This window comes from Deltaproteobacteria bacterium, from assembly GCA_019308905.1.
Classification (GTDB): domain Bacteria; phylum Desulfobacterota; class BSN033; order WVXP01; family WVXP01; genus JAFDHF01.
Genome location: JAFDHF010000009.1, coordinates 46,373 through 63,193, shown reverse-complemented (window position 1 = coordinate 63,193; position 16,821 = coordinate 46,373). Strand labels below are relative to the sequence as shown.

13 protein-coding genes and 1 rRNA gene are annotated in these 16,821 nt (G+C 56.7%); all 14 read right to left on the bottom strand.

All coding sequences use genetic code 11. The annotated features are described in order from the left end of the window. Positions 1 to 414: ribosomal RNA gene (locus JRJ26_05445) — 16S ribosomal RNA — on the bottom strand; the annotation flags it as partial. Between the two features lie 506 nt (positions 415 to 920). Next, positions 921 to 2,225, bottom strand: a complete 1,305-nt coding sequence (locus JRJ26_05440) for a tyrosine--tRNA ligase (protein MBW2056923.1) — start codon at positions 2,223 to 2,225, stop codon at positions 921 to 923. A gap of 74 nt (positions 2,226 to 2,299) precedes the next feature. After that, positions 2,300 to 3,862, bottom strand: a complete 1,563-nt coding sequence (rny, locus tag JRJ26_05435; GenBank protein MBW2056922.1) for a ribonuclease Y — start codon at positions 3,860 to 3,862, stop codon at positions 2,300 to 2,302. A gap of 406 nt (positions 3,863 to 4,268) precedes the next feature. Further along, positions 4,269 to 4,547, bottom strand: coding sequence for a cell division protein ZapA (locus JRJ26_05430; protein ID MBW2056921.1), 279 nt, complete (start codon positions 4,545 to 4,547; stop codon positions 4,269 to 4,271). A gap of 15 nt (positions 4,548 to 4,562) precedes the next feature. Continuing rightward, complete coding sequence (locus JRJ26_05425; protein ID MBW2056920.1) at positions 4,563 to 4,787, bottom strand: hypothetical protein; 225 nt, start codon at positions 4,785 to 4,787, stop codon at positions 4,563 to 4,565. Between the two features lie 57 nt (positions 4,788 to 4,844). Then, positions 4,845 to 5,930, bottom strand: coding sequence for a peptide chain release factor 2 (prfB, locus tag JRJ26_05420; protein ID MBW2056919.1), 1,086 nt, complete (start codon positions 5,928 to 5,930; stop codon positions 4,845 to 4,847). Positions 5,931 to 6,201: 271 nt separating this feature from the next. Continuing rightward, positions 6,202 to 7,140, bottom strand: coding sequence for an SDR family oxidoreductase (locus JRJ26_05415; protein MBW2056918.1), 939 nt, complete (start codon positions 7,138 to 7,140; stop codon positions 6,202 to 6,204). Between the two features lie 95 nt (positions 7,141 to 7,235). Next, the gene (gene sucD, locus JRJ26_05410; GenBank protein MBW2056917.1) at positions 7,236 to 8,111 is read right to left on the bottom strand and encodes a succinate--CoA ligase subunit alpha; all 876 of its coding nucleotides are present in this window, start codon (positions 8,109 to 8,111) and stop codon (positions 7,236 to 7,238) included. 150 nt (positions 8,112 to 8,261) lie between these two features. Then, the gene (gene sucC, locus JRJ26_05405) at positions 8,262 to 9,443 is read right to left on the bottom strand and encodes an ADP-forming succinate--CoA ligase subunit beta (GenBank protein MBW2056916.1); all 1,182 of its coding nucleotides are present in this window, start codon (positions 9,441 to 9,443) and stop codon (positions 8,262 to 8,264) included. Positions 9,444 to 9,558: 115 nt separating this feature from the next. Beyond that, positions 9,559 to 11,232 carry an FAD-binding protein gene (locus tag JRJ26_05400; GenBank protein MBW2056915.1) on the bottom strand — a complete coding sequence of 558 codons (1,674 nt, stop codon included), beginning with the start codon at positions 11,230 to 11,232 and terminating at the stop codon, positions 9,559 to 9,561. 33 nt (positions 11,233 to 11,265) lie between these two features. After that, complete coding sequence (locus tag JRJ26_05395) at positions 11,266 to 12,021, bottom strand: 4Fe-4S dicluster domain-containing protein (GenBank protein MBW2056914.1); 756 nt, start codon at positions 12,019 to 12,021, stop codon at positions 11,266 to 11,268. 63 nt (positions 12,022 to 12,084) lie between these two features. Further along, complete coding sequence (locus JRJ26_05390; GenBank protein ID MBW2056913.1) at positions 12,085 to 13,242, bottom strand: Coenzyme F420 hydrogenase/dehydrogenase, beta subunit C-terminal domain; 1,158 nt, start codon at positions 13,240 to 13,242, stop codon at positions 12,085 to 12,087. A 16-nt stretch (positions 13,243 to 13,258) separates the two neighbouring features. Next, entirely contained in the window at positions 13,259 to 13,681 is a 423-nt protein-coding gene (locus tag JRJ26_05385; protein ID MBW2056912.1) for a hydrogenase iron-sulfur subunit, read from the bottom strand. A gap of 119 nt (positions 13,682 to 13,800) precedes the next feature. Then, positions 13,801 to 16,815, bottom strand: coding sequence for a CoB--CoM heterodisulfide reductase iron-sulfur subunit A family protein (locus JRJ26_05380; protein ID MBW2056911.1), 3,015 nt, complete (start codon positions 16,813 to 16,815; stop codon positions 13,801 to 13,803). Positions 16,816 to 16,821 lie beyond the last annotated feature (6 nt).

Genomic DNA, 16,821 nt, shown 5'->3' with positions numbered 1-16,821 from the left:
GCGTTGCTGCGTCAGGGTTTCCCCCATTGCGCAAGATTCCCCACTGCTGCCTCCCGTAGGAGTCTGGACCGTGTCTCAGTTCCAGTGTGGCTGATCATCCTCTCAGACCAGCTAACCATCGTCGCCTTGGTAGGCCATTACCCTACCAACAAGCTAATGGTACGCGGGCTTATCCTTGAGTGCTAGCTTACATGTAGAGGCCAGCTTTTACCGCTACCCGCGGACGGGTCGTGGTCTTATCCGGTATTAGCCCCGCTTTCGCAAGGTTATCCCGGTCTCAAGGGCAAATTACCCACGCGTTACTCACCCGTGCGCCACTTTACTCTCCCGCCGAAGCGGGATTTCTCGTACGACTTGCATGTGTTAGGCACGCCGCCAGCGTTCGTTCTGAGCCAGGATCAAACTCTCCAGTTAAATCGAGAACTGTTGAGGACCCAAAGCCTTGTGGCTCCCTATTCAGTTTTCAAAGAGCGACAACTCAGCATTCTAAATTATACCTGAAGATTTTCCTTTGTCAAGATCTTCATCCAGCAATCGCAACACAAAATATAAGCGCTCCCCATGCTTCTGTCAAGAGCAATTCCACCGAGCTCCCCCCATTTTGTGAAAACCTCTTGTTCCAGGGCCACGTTGCGGAAGCTCTGGGGCACTCATCGAGGTTGAGCGGTAAGGGGAGAGGCCGTGTTCGTGACTCGTGTTCGTGAGTTGTGTTCGTGAGTCGTGTTCGTGAGGGAGGAGCACGAATTCCACGCCCGCGAAACCCGAGCGTCCACCGCGTGAGCCCAGCAGCGAAGGAACAAGGGATTTCCACTTGAGAATCGAGAGATCTCCCCAGAAATCAAGACACCTTAGAAAAATGTGCTTCGAAAAGTGGGGAAATTCCTCCAATTCCGCGTCCATTCCCACGAGAAAGGGATTCACTACTCGACTCGGATGCGATGGACTCTCTTCTTGCCGGCCTTGACAATCAGGACCCCGTCCTCCAGATCATTAGAGCTGATGGTTTGGCCGAAATCCTCGATCCTCTTCTGGTTCACGTACCCCCCTCCCTGCGCGATCAGCCTCCTGGCTTCGCTACTCGATCGACAGAGCCCCACCATCTGGAACAACTCAAAAGCCGGAATCCCATGATCCAGAGACTCCTTCTTTACAAAGGTCGTTGGAATCGCGGTATCTTTTGATTTGACGTCGAGGGCGACCCCCGAATATTCCTCGGAGACGCGGTGAAGCCCACTGGAGGGAAGGACCGCAGGGTCCAGATCCCTCCTCCCAAAAGCCGCAATCGCCGATTTCCAAGCCATGACTGACTGATCCAGCCCGTGGGCCATTCTTGTTGCCTCGAATGCGAGTACCGTCTTGGCGGTCCTGAGCCGGCTCTCCCCTGCCTCCCCTATCCCCCGAACCTCCTCCATCGGCAGTAACGTGAAAAGCCCGAGAAAACGCTCCACATCCCGGTCATCGATGTTGATCCAGAACTGGTAGTACTCGTAGGGACTCGTCCTTTCCCCGTCCAGCCAGATCGTTCCGCTTTCGGTCTTCCCCATCTTCTTGCCACCGGCTGTCTCTATGAGAGGGGTGGTGATCCCGTAAGCCTGCTCTCCTTCGAGGCGTCGAATCAGATCGATTCCGGCTACGATGTTGCCCCATTGGTCACTCCCCCCCATCTGGAGCACACACCCGTAATGTTTGAACTGATACCAGAAGTCATAGGCCTGCAGGCACTGATAGTTGAATTCGAGAAAGGAGAGCCCCCTTTCCAGCCCGCGCTTGATCGATTCATAACTGAGCATCCGGTTTACACTGAAATGGACGCCGAAATCACGGAGAAACTCGATGTAGTAGAGCTTTACCAGCCAGTCCGCGTTGTTGAGAAGCAAAGCCCTCCCGCGGGAGAAATCCAGATACCGGGAAAGCTGCAGCTTGAAGGATTCGGCGTTTTGATCGATCACCTCTCTGGTTAGGATCCGCCTCGTTTCTGTCTTGCCGCTCGGGTCTCCCACCAGGCCTGTTCCCCCTCCCACCAGAGCGATCGGCCGGTGTCCCAGCCGCTGCATGTGGACGAGCGACATGATCTGAACCAGGTTTCCCACCTGAAGGCTGGATGCGGTCGGGTCAAAACCGATGTAGCAGGTGACAGGCCTCTCCAAGACCCTCCTCAGAGCCGCATCGTCGGTGGTCTTCTCCACAAATCCGCGTTCAATGAGAACATCAAGGGCATTTGTCAAACCCGCCTACCTCCCCTCTCACTGTCGAACTCACCCGCACCCTGCCTCACCCCGGGAATCGTCCCTTCCGGCCTTCATCGCGCGTACTCGACAGCCCTCGTCTCTCGAATGACCGTGATCTTGATCTGGCCTGGGTAGGTGAGATCCTTCTCTATCCTCTTTGCAATGTCCCGGCTGAGCATTACCGCATCCTCATCGGAGATCCTCTCGTTCTGCACAATCACCCTAAGCTCCCCACCAGCCTGGATGGCATAGCATTTGTCCACTCCAGGGAAGGACTTGGCGATCTTCTCCAGATCGTCGAGGCGTTTGACATAGGTCTCCAGCATCTCTCTCCGAGCCCCGGGTCTTGCACCGGAAAGGGCATCGGCGGCTTGAACGAGAATATCGAGCAGGGTCTCCGGCTTTTCTTCGTCATGATGGGCGGCGATAGCATGAACCACCGTCTTCGACTCGCCGAACTTCTTGGCGATGTCGGCTCCGATCTTCGCGTGGGAGCCCTCAACCTCGTGATCGAGGGCCTTTCCGATATCATGGAGCAACCCCGCCCTCTTTGCCTGTTTCACAGCAACTCCCAGTTCCGAAGCCATGATTCCACAGAGGAACGCCACCTCCAGCGAGTGCTGGTACACGTTTTGGGCATAGCTCGTCCGGTACTTGAGCCGGCCGATCAATTTGATCAATTCCGGGTGAATGCCATGGACTCCCACATCGAAGGTCGCCTGCTCTCCGGCCTCCCTGATAGAGATTTCCATCTCCTGTTCAACCTTCTGAACGATCTCTTCGATTCGAGCCGGGTGAATCCTCCCGTCACTGATCAACCTCTCAAGGGAGATCCTCGCAATCTCCCTCCGGATTGGATTAAAACCGGACAGAATCACCGCCTCCGGAGTATCGTCGATGATCAGATCCACCCCCGTTACGGCCTCCAAGGCCCTGATATTCCTCCCCTCCCGCCCGATGATCCTGCCCTTCATCTCGTCGTTGGGAAGAGTTACAACAGATACGGTCTTTTCAGTCACATAGTCTCCAGAGTAACGCTGAACCGCAAGTCCGATAATCTCCTTTGCCTTCTTGTCCGCGTTCTCTCTGGTTTCGTCTTCGATTCTCTTTATCTCCTTGGCGGCTTCGTGCTTTGCCTCGCTCTCCATCCACTCCATGAGAACCCGTTTGGCCTCCTCCGCAGACATCTGGGCGATCTTTTCCAACTGGGCCCTCTGCCTGTCCAGGAGGTCCCTATATTTCGCCTCCTGTTCCACCACAAGCTTCTCTTGTTGCAAGAGGGCCTTCTCCCTCTTGGCGATTTCAACCTCCTTGAAATCGAGAAGCTCGACCTTCTTTTCCAGGTTGGCCTCCTTCTGCAAGAGCCTCTTCTCAAGAGCCTGCATCTCTCGCCGTTTCTCCTGAGTCTCCCTTTCAAAATCCGCTTTGGCCTGGTACACTCCGTCTTTTGCCTGTAACAGCGCCTCCTTCTTAAGGATCTCGGCCTGCTTGGTCGCTTCTTCGATGATTTTCTCAGCCTGCTGCTCTGCAGAACCGAGCCGGGCCTCGGCCAGCTTCTTTCGGATGAGGAACCCGACAACCAGTCCCACCAGCAGCAATACAGAGGTCAAGAGGATCACGATATCGATGGATATCTTCAATGGGGTCAACACCTCCTTTGGGAAGGGACATATGGAGACCATGGGGGGCGACGAGGGTGGCCCTTTGGGCCAAGGCGGAGTTACGGCGGATAGAAGATCGCTGCTATCGAGAGATATATCCTCCGGAGGGGTCAGCGTACAAAGGCCCACGGATATCTACTCATCGATTCATGACAAACCATGCCTGAAAGCCGACACAACGGAGGGTCCGGCCGGACCCTCCCTCCCGCTGACTGATAGATATCTGCAGAATGGCTCGCCAACAATGCGATCCCCTCTCTATATCCCCAGTACTAAGCATACCGCTTGCTCGTGAGGCTCATCCACCCAGACAACCGCTTCCCGCCGGAACACTCCATGGGTGCAGCTCGTATAGTCCTCCCTGTAGCAGAAAAATGGGCTACATCTGTTTCTCGATCATCTCAATCAGATGCCTTGATCGATTCTCTATTTCTTCCATAGACTTGCGATTCTTATCCCTTTCACGGAACAGGTCGTCTGCCGTGTTGAGGGCAGCCAGAATAATTACATTCAGGGTCGAAACACTCTTTGTCCCCTTTTGAATCTCTTCGATCTTGCTGTTCACATATCGGGCAATGGATTGGATGTAACTCTCCTCAGCATCGGTCCTTATCGTGTAATGGCCGTTAGCAATGGTCACTTCCACTAGCCTTGCCAATGTCTTTCCCCGTGCTCAAAGGTTGAACTTTTCCAGCCGAGATATGAGTCCGTCAACCCTCCCTTTGGCCTGCTTCTTCTGGTTACTGAGGTCTTCGATCCGTTTCATGAGATCGACCACAGTTCTCTCACTCCGTTCGAGCCTAGCCGCGAGCTCGTTTCTCTCTTCTTTCAGCTTGGAGAAACGTTCCACCATCGCCGCGACCGTCTTGCCCAACCTTTCAAATTCACTCTCAACCATAACCCCTTAACTGACTATAAAGTTTGAAAAAAATATTAGATTCTATCCGGTCAAAAGTCAAGCCCCTTCTCCTCGCCCGGTCGACAGCCGCTTCAGCAGGTAGGCCTCGATCAGCTCGTCCAGGTCCCCATCCAGAACCCGGTCGGTATCCCCGATCACGACCTGAGTCCGATGGTCCTTGACCATTCTGTACGGGTGAAGGATGTAGGACCGGATCTGGTGTCCCCAGGCGATCTCGTCCTTGCTGCTGTGGATCTCCTCCATCTTCTGCGCCTTCTCCTGCAGCTCCCTCTCGTACAATCTCGCCCGTAGGATCTTCATAGCCGTAGCCTTGTTCTTGTGCTGAGACCTCTCGTTCTGGCACTGGACCACGATTCCGGTGGGCAGATGGGTGATACGGACGGCCGAATCCGTCTTGTTGACGTGTTGCCCCCCTGCACCGCTCGACCTGAACGTGTCGACTCTCAGATCCTTCTCGTCTATCTCGATGGTGATATCGTCGGAAGCTTCGGGGTAGACAAAAACGGACGCAAAGGAGGTATGCCGCCTTCTTCCCGTATCAAACGGCGAGATCCTCACCAGACGGTGTATCCCCACCTCCGACTTCAACAGCTGGTACGCGTAAGGGCCGGTGACCGTGAAGGTGACGTTCTTTATCCCTGCCTCTTCTCCCGGCAGAATATCGACAATTTCGGTCTTGAAACCCCGTCTTTCCGCCCATCTGAGATAGAGCCGCAGAAGCATCTCGGCCCAATCCTGAGCCTCGGTGCCGCCTGCTCCAGAGTTGATACTGACGATCGCATTGCGGCTCTCTCCCTCCTTGCCGAGCATCCATTGCAGTTCAAAGCCGCGCAGCTTCTTCCTCAGGCCTGTCAGCCGTTCGTCCACTTCTCCGATCGCTTCGCTGTCATCCTCCTCGAGGGCCAGTTCCAGAAGAATCTTGACTTCCTCAAGTTCTTCGGCGAGAGCTTCCCACTCTTCGACCACTTTCAGAAGGGCGGTCCTCTCCTTGTGGACGGCCTGGGCTGCCTCGGCGTCACTCCAGAAGTCGGGACGGGCTATTGTTCTGTCCAGTTCTTGAATCCTCTGTTTCTTCCCCGGGATGTCAAAGATGCCCTCGCAACTCCGAAAGCCGATTCTCAGCTTCCTTCAACAGATCCTCAAGATCGGTCGTCGCCATCTATCAAACCTCCTTCCAAAAGACCTCAACCGGTCGTTCCCGGAAAAACCTTCCTCCTCTCTGAACGGGCTTTCCCACCCGTTCTGAGCCTCCCCCGGGCCGACCTCCCAACTTCCACCCGCCGGCCTGAGACAATGACAACCCTGCCGGCAACGTTCTGCTATGCAACAGGGGGCACCCCGGAAACTCCGCAGTCTTGAACCCAGAGTCGTTTTCGATCGGCCGCTTGTTGTCTTAACAAAGATGCTGTCTGTACCACTCCACGGCCTCGCTGAGTCCCTGATCCAGAGTGTATCTCGGTTCGTAACCGAGCCGCTCTCTCGCCTTGTTGATATCCGCCAGTGAGTGGCGGACATCCCCCGGTCGGGGGGCCTCATGTACAGGGCCGTTCTCCGTCTGGATAAGGCGAGCAATACGGCGATACAACTCGTTGATGGTGACTCTTCTCCCTGCTGCCACGTTGAAGACCTCTCCCGCAACCCCCGGGGCCTGACAGGCCAAGAGATTGGCCCGGACACAGTCCCTGACATAGGTAAAGTCCCTCGACTGTTCCCCGTCTCCGTATATCTTCGCCCTTTGCCCTCCCATTACGGCCCTGAGGAATGCCGGAATCACTGCGGCATAGGCCGAACCCGCATCCTGGCGGCTTCCATACACGTTGAAGTATCGAAGAGCCACGGTCTCCACCCCGTAGAGCCGGTGAAACACCCTGCAGTAATGCTCCTTGACGAGTTTCGAGACGGCATAGGGGGAGCCCGGTGCCGGAGTCATGGTCTCCACCTTTGGGAGCACTTCTGAATCACCGTATACCGAGGAAGAGCTCGCACACACGAATCGCTCGACACCTGCCTCTTTCGAGGCCCAGAGCATGTTCAAGGTACCGGTCACGTTACTCCTGTTGGTCGCCAGAGGATTCTCCACCGAACGAGGCACGGAACAGAGGGCTGCCTGGTGCAAGACAAACTGTACCCCACGAACTGCCTTCCTGCACGTTTCCACATCCTCTACACTCCCCTCTATCAACTCGATCCGGTCGAGCCACTCCTCGATGTTCTCCCTTTTCCCTGTGGAAAAATCGTCAAGAACCCTCACCTCTTCTTTGCGGCCCACCAGTTCCTCCACAAGGTGAGACCCGATAAACCCCGCCCCTCCGGTGACTAGGTAAAGCGCCATCTCCTCGCCCTCTGCTCAACAGCAAGAGTCCCCTTGAGAACATCCACAGGCCGGCCGACAAAGCTCAAGGGATAACTGTCCAACTCGAAAGTCCCTTACAACCCCCTCAAAATCGATGCCATCACCTCTCCCACATCGGCGGGATTTTCAACGACCCTGATCCCCGCCCTTGCCAGGGTCTCCATCTTCTCTCCGGCTGTTCCTCTCCCCCCGCTGATGATCGCACCTGCATGCCCCATCCGTCTCCCAGGCGGTGCGGTTTTTCCGGCAATAAAGGCCACCACAGGCTTTCCCATCTTTTTCCTGACAAAATCAGCAGCCTCTTCCTCAGCCGTCCCACCTATCTCCCCGATAAGGACGACTCCATCGGTCTCATCGTCGGAGGCGAACATCTCCAGGAGGTCGGTGAAGGAGAGGCCGACGATCGGATCCCCCCCTATGCCCACACAGGTCGACTGACCGATCTTTCTCTTTGTCAGCTGGTAGACAACCTCATAGGTGAGGGTGCCGCTTCGCGATACGACCCCGACCCTGCCTTCCCTGTGGATATATCCGGCCATGAGCCCCACCTTGGATTTGCCGGGAGAGATTATCCCAGGCGTGTTGGGTCCAATGAGTCTCACCCCTCTTCTGTCAAGATAGCTGCGGACAGTGACCATATCAAGGGCAGGAATACCCTCTGTGAAGCAGACAATCAGGGGAATCCCGCTTTCTCCAGCCTCGAGCACAGCATCAGCCGCAAAGGCCGGAGGGACGAAGACGGCCGAGACATCAGGCTCTGTCTCCTCGACTGCCCGGGCTACCGTATCGAAAACCGGAATCCCGTCGATCTTCAGCCCGCCCTTGCCAGGCGTTACTCCTGAAACTACCTCCGTCCCGTATTCCACCATCCGGCGAGTATGGAACATCCCCTCCCTGCCGGTGATTCCTTGAACCAGTACGCGGGTACTGCTGTCGATGAGAATACTCAAGGCCACATTCTCCTTCTGGAGGCTCTCGGTGAAACTCGAAGCCCGCAACTCCACGCAGGCCTTCAAGTGCAGGATACGACACGGCGGGTTCCGAGACCAGGCGCCGGCTCCGCCCGAGTCCCTCTAATCCAATCCCCACCGCGGGCGAGACTATGAGCCGCCGTGGACCGACCCCCTTAGAGAGGCCATTACTTTCTCGGCGGCATCATTCATATCCATCGCTGTGATAAGGTTGAGCCCTGACTCTCCTAGAATCCTCCGCCCCTCTTCCACATTGGTCCCTTCCAGCCGAACAACAACGGGGAGGTCTATCGCGACCTCTTCGGCCGCCTTAACAAGGCCCCTGGCCAGGACGTCGCATCTCAGAATTCCCCCGAATATGTTTATGAGAACAGCCTCGACATTGGGATCTGAGAGGATAATCCTGAGGCCCTCTTTGACCATCTCGGCCGTCGCTCCCCCGCCGACGTCCAAGAAATTGGCGGGTTCTCCTCCAACAAGCTTGATCATGTCCATCGTCGCCATGGCCAGGCCGGCGCCATTGACCATGCAGCCCACGTTTCCATCCAGCTTGATATAGTTGAGGTTGAATTTGGATGCCTCCACTTCGAGCGGCTCTTCCTCACCCGTGTCCCGGAACTCCTTGGCCTCTGGGTGGCGGAAAAGGGCATTGTCATCAAAGTTGATCTTCCCGTCCAGAGCAACAGGCTCGTCTTCCTGCGTTATAACCAGTGGATTGATTTCAGCTAGGGAACAATCCAACTCATTAAACACCCTGTACAGCCCGGATATGACGGATGCCGTCTTTCTTACCAGATTCAAGGGAAGATTCAGCCTCAAGGCGAGACGAAAAGCCTGAAAAGGCCTGAGGCCGATGGTAGGATCGACCCGCTCCGTCACTATCTTTTCCGGTGTCTCACGGGCGGTCTTCTCGATCTCGACGCCACCAACCTCAGAGCCCATCAGCACAACACATCGAGCGCTTCTGTCGACCGTCACGGCCAGGTAGATTTCCGAACGGATCTTCACGCCCTCCTCAACGAGAACCTTTCGCACCGTCTTTCCCCGGGGGCCAGTCTGGGGGGTTACCAGTCTCATGCCGAGCATCTCACCCGCGGCCTCTTCAGCCTCTTTCGGGGTGCCGACAATCCGGACACCACCCCCCTTGCCGCGCCCGCCTGCATGGATCTGGGCCTTTACGACGATCCTATCTCCGCCCAGAGACGTAGCGATCTGGCGAGCCTTTCCTGGAGATTCCGCCATATCTCCTGCCGGCACCGGTATCCCGAAATTCCTAAAAATAGCCTTGGCCTGGTATTCGTGTATCTTCACCGATGATTCACCTCGAATAGTCCGAGAAGAGTAAGAAACCCTCTCCTTATTTATCCCACAAATAAAAAAACGGGGCAAGAAACCGGCCCCAAAAACCATCAACCCTCTCTGAGTGTCAGCGGATCGTGCCCTGGTAATGGGCCGTAAGCTGTTTCTTTCTGACCTCTGGATTGGAATAGTCTGGCAGCAGCATCGGTGAAATCTGGCCGGTCTCGATCCCGGCCTCCTCGATTTCCTTGTGGTGACGCTTCACATGATCCAGGGTGAGGGGAGCGTCCTCGGCCTTCTCCCTTGCATAGACAGCCGCATTCTTCCCCGCAATCCTTCCGAAGACCGTCACATCGAGCAGGGAATTCCCCATGAGTCGATTCTCCCCGTGAACCCCCCCACTCACCTCTCCGCTCACGTAGAGTCCCGGAACCGTGGTCTCGCACTCAGCCGTGATCTCGAGTCCTCCATTCTGGTAGTGAAGGGTGGGGTAGACCAGCATCGGCTCCTTTGAGATGTCTATCCCATAGCGCTTGAAGAGGATATGCTTTCCAGGGAACTCCTTCTCCACGGTTCCCGCCCCCCTGAGAATGTCGATCATAGGTGAATCGAGCCAGACACCGAACTTGCCCGTCGGTGTGGGCACACCCTTGCCCACCTCCGTACACTCGCGGATGAAACAGGCAGACTCCACGTCGCGGGGTTCCCTCTCGTAGACGAACTGCTCTCCGTCGATGTTGAGTATGTTGGCCCCGGCCCCCCGAAACTTCTCGGTGATGAGAAGCCCCTCGGCCTGCTCGGGAAAGACCGCACCGGTGGGATGGTACTGGACGGTGTGGAGAAAGCAGACCTTCACACCGACCCTGTAACCCAGAATCAGACCGTCTCCGGTCGCCCCGTAATGGTTGGTCGTCATAAACCCCTGAATGTGGAGGCGTCCAGATCCACCTGTGGCTATGACCACGGCCTTGGCTTTCACGACAAGATACTCCTCGGTCTCCAGATTATACAGAAGAGCCCCTGCACAGTGGCCGCGTTCGTTCAGGATCAACTCAACAGCCGGAACGAACTCGAGCACGGTAATGTCCTCTGCCCGGTTCCTCGCCTCATCCCTGAGAGTCCGCATAATCTCTGCCCCTGTGATATCGGCTGCATAGTGCATCCGCTTTCGGCAGGTTCCTCCCCCATGAAGCGTCTTCAGCCGGCCGTCCTCGAATTTTGAGAACATGCACCCCAAATCCTCGAGCCAGCCGAGAACACGGGGCGCCTCCATGACGAGGGTCCTGACCAGTTCCGGAACATTCTTGAAATGGCCGCCGCCCATTATGTCGAGATAGTGAAAGTAGGGTGAATCCTTGGTCCCTTTGGAGGCAGCCTGAATTCCACCCTCAGCCATCATGGTGTTGGCGTCACCATGGCGGAGCTTGGTGGCGAGTATTACCTTGGCACCTTGCTCCTGAGCGACCAGGGCCGCAGAAGTCCCGGCTCCTCCCCCTCCGAGAATCAAAACGTCTGTCTCGTAGTCGATCCGTGAAAGATCTACCTTGTCCGGATCGATCCGGCTCCTGCTCTCAAGAAGATCGGCGATTTCGGGAGAGATGGCATAACCCTTGTTGGGTCCCACCCGGATCTCCCTTCGAGCTCCTTCAACAAAATCAGGGTGGTACTTCCTGAGCCGTTCCTCCCTCTCCGCCAGGGAGAGCATGGGGTACTCCTCTCCCCTCCTCTTCCGCTCCACCCGGGCCATACGGGTGGCTTCCACCCTCTTTATGAGTCTCTTGAGTTCCTCGGTGTAGGACATGGTGAATCCTCCGCTATTACCTGTACGGCCGTCTCAGAGACGGGAAGTGTCTTTCGGAGTCCACATTTCATCGGCCTCCTCGGGCTCAATCTCCCTTTCCGTATAGAGCTTCTTGAGTCTCTCTTCATCGGTCTCCATGAGCTCCGTCATCATCGAGTCGTAGCGGCCCTTTGTTATCTCCTCAATCACTGCCTGGAGATGTTCGGCCTTGGGGGTCATATACTTTCCGTAGAGCCGTCTGGCAAGAATCGCAATGTTGTACTGACAGATCTCGGCAGGACAACGAGAGGTACAGAGGCCGCACATGACGCAGCTGAAGGACAATTCGGCGACTCTCTCAATGTCGCCACGCATCGCCGCCGCCATGTAATCCATCACCTGAATGTCCATGGGGCAGGACTTCGTGCACACGTTGCACTGGAGGCACCGTAATGTCTCCGGATACAACTTGACCAGGGTTTCCAGGGTCGGAGTGAGTTTCTCCAGGTCATAGGTCTTCTTGACAGCCGGAAAGAAAGGAATCTGGGTAATGTACATGTTGGGTTGAACCACGGTCTGGCAGGCAAGACCCACCTCGATCTTGTAGCTCTCGGGAAACCTGTATACCGTCGCACAGGCACCGCAGATGCCTCCTCGGCATCCGCATCCCCGGATCCACTGATATCCCGCATACTCCATCGCCTTCTGGATGGTCAGAGACGCGGGGACGTCGTACCTCTTGCCCATGACGAAGATGGGAACCATCTCGGAATGACCTGATCTCTCATTCTCTTTCTTCCCCGATTCCATCAATCTCCTCCAGAGTTCTTGTTCACCATAGAGACCACATCGCGCCAACATGCAGACCTGGTCTCAGTCCTTGGCACCGGTCTCGACCTGAAGCTCATCCTCCCTGAAAGTGGCTACAGGTGGGGTCTCCTCAGGGTCACGACCGGGAAGATAGTCGAACAGGGACTGCACGCCCTGGGCTACGGTCCTAAAAAGGGTCATTACAGGCAACCCGCTGGGGCACGCGCTGTCACACAGCCCACAGCCGATACAGGATGTGGCCATGTGAGCCAACCTGGTCAGATGAAAGATGAGCGTGTCAGTGGGCATCTGGATGCCCCCCTTCCGGTCTGCCCATCGGACGAACTGGTTTGATTGGTGCTCAAAAGTCGGCGTCCGGAACACGCATTCCTTGCAGTAACAGATCGGGCAGGCAACCATGCAGTTGTGGCACCGGACACACGTGGAAAAAGTACTCATCAGAGCCTGAAGATCGGTGGTTTGCTGCCTGAACCTACCGAACACCTCGTCCCTCTTCCTGATCCGCTCCTCCTTCAACTGGGAGATCACCTGCCCCCTTTCACTCGACTCCTCGGAGGAGAGACCGATAATGCCTCTCTCCTCAAACTCCCCTACCACCCGCTCGCCGACGATCACCTCGATCTCCCTGCTCGGGTCATGGCCAAAAAACCCGAAAGTGATGTCGGCATTTACAGGGACAGGGTTCTCGCAAATCCGACAGGCAAGGCGAAGGGCTATCCCTTCCTCTTCCTGCCCGTCAAGCCGGCCGGTCTTGACCCCCCTGACCATGCCTTCCCACAGAGAGTCACCAGCCCCCTTCTCCCCGGCCACCCTGGCGTAATCCTCGACCTCATAGGTTCCCGGACAATCCACCCCGATGGTGACCAGATGGTCGAGTTTCACCTGAAGGAACTTGGTGAGTTCGACAGCGGCACGCAGTTCGCACGGTTTCAGTACCGCTCCGATCCGCTCGCCGGGGTCGCCCACCGTCAGACCGGAAAGGATCCTTGCTGATTGGACAGGCATGGTCGGTGCCACAGGGTGAACATCGTCGAGCATCGCCGGGTCTCTGATGAGGGTCTGGACGAATCCCGCCCCGGACGGAAGCGCCTTTGGAACGAGAATCATTCCGACCATTCTCGTTTCAAGGAGACGCCGCAAGAAACCTCTCAGGGCGGCCAAGGGGTCGCCGTTTTCAACGCTCAGGATTGCAGCCTTCATGGATTCTCCTCGTGCATTACAGGGCCCACATCTTCTTGATCGGGTTGGGTCCTTTCTGTTTCAGTTCCTCAACCATCTGTGTCACGGTATCGGCAAAGAGCTTCCCCTCGCTTGCACTGATCCAGCGAAGCCAGATCCGTTCGGGATCGTATCCGAGTTGAGACAGAATGTTCTTAAGAATCGCCACTCTCCTCCTTGCCTTGTAATTCCCCGTCTGATAATGGCAATCGCCGGGGTGGCATCCCCCGATCAAGACTCCGTCAGCTCCATCAATAAGGGCCTTCAGCACATAGATGGTATCCACTGCGCCGGAACACATGAGATGGATAATTCTAATATTCGGGGGGTACTGCTGCCGGGTCGTCCCTGCCAGGTCGGCCCCTGTATAGGTACACCAGTGGCAGAGAAAAGCCACGATTCGCGGTTCAAACTCGCTCATGGGCAAATCCTCCGGGTTTTTCCGTCCTCATCTCTCAGCGGGGATCTTCCGGTATCCGTCCTCCAGCCAAGACCATCCGGGCTCGTCTGTCTCACCGGTTGCAAACCGAAGAGCCTCTCTCACTCTATTGCCGCGTCGAGTGTCGCAAGGACTCCAACCTTCTCGTAGTTCAACTGCTGGGAGGCTCCGTTGCGACAGGCAACAACGCAATTCCCGCATCCCTGGCACAGATCTTCAAGGACCCGGGCTTTCCAGGTCTCCTCATCCAAAACCCTTGCCCCATAGGGGCAGGTAGTGATACAAAGGCCGCACCCCGAACAGAGCCGCTCAATCACGTAGGCTGGATAGGGCTTGTATTCCACCCTCCTGTTTGCCAAAAGGACCGCTGCCCGCATGGCAGCCCCCCTGCCCTGAACGATTGAGTCCTCGATCGAACAGGGGGCAAGGCACAGGCCACAGAAAAACTTCCCACGGTCCACCGAGTCGAGGGGAGCGCTCTTCGAGTTGACCTCTTTGAAGAAACCGTCGGCATCGAGCTCGACGCCGACCTTTTCGGCAAGTCTACGATTGTCATTTGCCTCGATTCCCACACTCAGAACCAGAAGGTCGATCTCGAGGCGGATCTGCTCGCCTGCGACAGGATCGTCGAATCGAATCTCCAAGGCATCATCAACACAGGCCACCCGGGGCTTGTTGTCCGGCTCATATCGGACAAAGATCACCCCCTGGTTTCTTGCCTCCTCATAAGAGGTCTCGTAAAAGCCGTACGTCCTCACATCGCGATAGAGGACGACAACCAAGAGGTCTGGGTTCATCCGCTTCAGCTTCAAGGCATTCTTGACGGCCTGGCCACAGCAGATCCGGCTGCAGTAGGGATGTTGCTCGTCCCGGGAGCCGACACACTGAATCATCGCCACCGCCCTGAGCCCTTCCAATCTCCTGTCACCCTCGTGGACCATCCTCTCCAGTTCCCTCTGGGTGAACACCCTGGGGTCTTCCCCGTAGAGATACTCCCTGGGTCTCATCTCATGAGCGCCCGTGGCAAGGATAATCGCCCCATGACGGGCCTCTCTTGCCTCTCCATCCACAGAAAAACGGGTTCGGAAGTCACCCCAACTCCCGTCCAGTGATTCAAGTTCAGCTCCCTTCCACACTTCGATGCGGGGATGGGCCTCCACACGCGCTATGAGTTCCTCGAGAGAAGACTGAGAATCCGACCCCTGGAGTGTATAGTAGGAAAACCGCCCATTGCCCCCAAGGGATTCCTCCTTCTCGGCAAGGGTGACCTCGATCCCCTGCTCGGCAAGGCCGAGGGCGGCTGCGAGCCCGGCAAGTCCTCCCCCAACCACCAGGACTCTCCGAACGACCTCTTTTCCCGCCCGCCTTACGGGCCTAACCCATCGCGCCCTGGCCACGGCACTCCGTACCAGCACCTTCGCCTTCTCGGTAGCCAGAGGGGGGTCATTCGAATGGACCGAGGCACACTGCTCGTCAATATTTGCATACTCAAAGACCTCGGGACTGAATCCAGCCTCCCGGGCCATCTTCTCCGCCGCTCTTCGCAGTTTCATGAGGGAGCCGCCCGCGATCACCACCCGGTTGATCCCCTTCTCCCCGATGCGCCCCCTGATCTCACGGAGCCCCTCACTCTCACAGGCAAGGCCAATCTCTTCCACATGGACCACATCCCGCTCCGCCCGCACGGCCTTGCCGATTTCTGCAAGGGAAAGGACCCCCCTTCCGCTGTCACACAGAAAGACCCCTATCTTGGGAACGATCTGGTCGGAGTCACCAAGGCCCGGATATTCGACCTCATCGGCTATCTGCCCTCCCGCCCCTTTGACAAGGCACGCCAGACCGGCAGCCGCACTCGACCCTTCCATCACGGCCTGGGGGATATCCCCGGGTGATCGAAAGGCACCGGCCACAAAGACACCCGGCCTCGACGTAGCGGTCGGGCTGAATTCCTGCGTCTTGCAGAAGCCCATCTCGTTGAGGGCGACCCCCAGGCGCTCCGCTATTTGGCGAGCCCCTTCCGGCGGAGTAACTCCCACGGAAAGAACCACCATACCAAACTCTTCCTCCCTCAGGGACCCGTCCTCAAGACCGTAGGTGATCAGAAGATTCTTGCTCTTCTGGAGCTCACGAATAGCCGAGACAGCGCTCCTCTGGTATCTGATCCCGGATCGTTCCCTCGCCCCCTCATAGTAGCGTTCATAATCCTTGCCCATGGGGCGGATATCCATATAGAAGACCGTGATCTCCAGGCCGGGGTCCCGGTCTTTGGAGATCATGGCCTGCTTTGTGGCGTACATGCAGCAGATGGTGGAGCAGTGGGGCTGGCCGCAGGAGGGGTCCCGTGATCCCACGCACTGGATGAAGGCGATCCTCTTGGGCTTTTCTCCGTCAGATATCCTTTTTGGAACCCCCTGGGTGGGACCAGAGAGACTGAGCATTCTCTCATACTGGATGCTCGTCAGCACGTTGGCATATCTGCCGAATCCATATTCACCCTTGACCTCCGCCCTGAAGGGTTCAAAACCAGGGGCCAGGATCACACCGGCCACGCGCAGACTCCTTTGAACCGGTTTCTCATCGAGACAGATGGCCCCGACGGTGCAGACCTTGGTGCACTCTCCACACCTGGTACAATTAAGGGGATCGATCACATAGGACCGCGGAACGGCCTGGGGGAAAGGGAGATAGATGGCTTTTCTCTTTTCAAGTCCCCCACCGAATTCGGAGGGAACCTCTACAGGACAGACCTCCATACACCGACCGCAGCGGGTACACTTCGCCCCGTCGACAAAACGAGGCCTCTCGGTGATCGATACCTCAAAGCTCCCGGCCTCTCCCTGGATGGCCTCAAGATCGCAGTTTGTAAGAACCTCGATATTCTCGTGGAGGTCGATCTCGTAGATAGGGCAATACGCGGGAGGCGTGGGGGACATGAAACAGACACCGCAGGAGTTGGTCGGGAACGTCCGGTCGAGGAGAGGAAAGTACCCGCCGATGGCCGGCCGTTTTTCGAGAAGAGCTACACGGTAGCCACCCTCGGCCAGGACCAGTGCCGACTGCATTCCGGCAATCCCTCCCCCGACAACCAGAGCGTCCATTTCCCCGCTTGTTTCCATAGCACG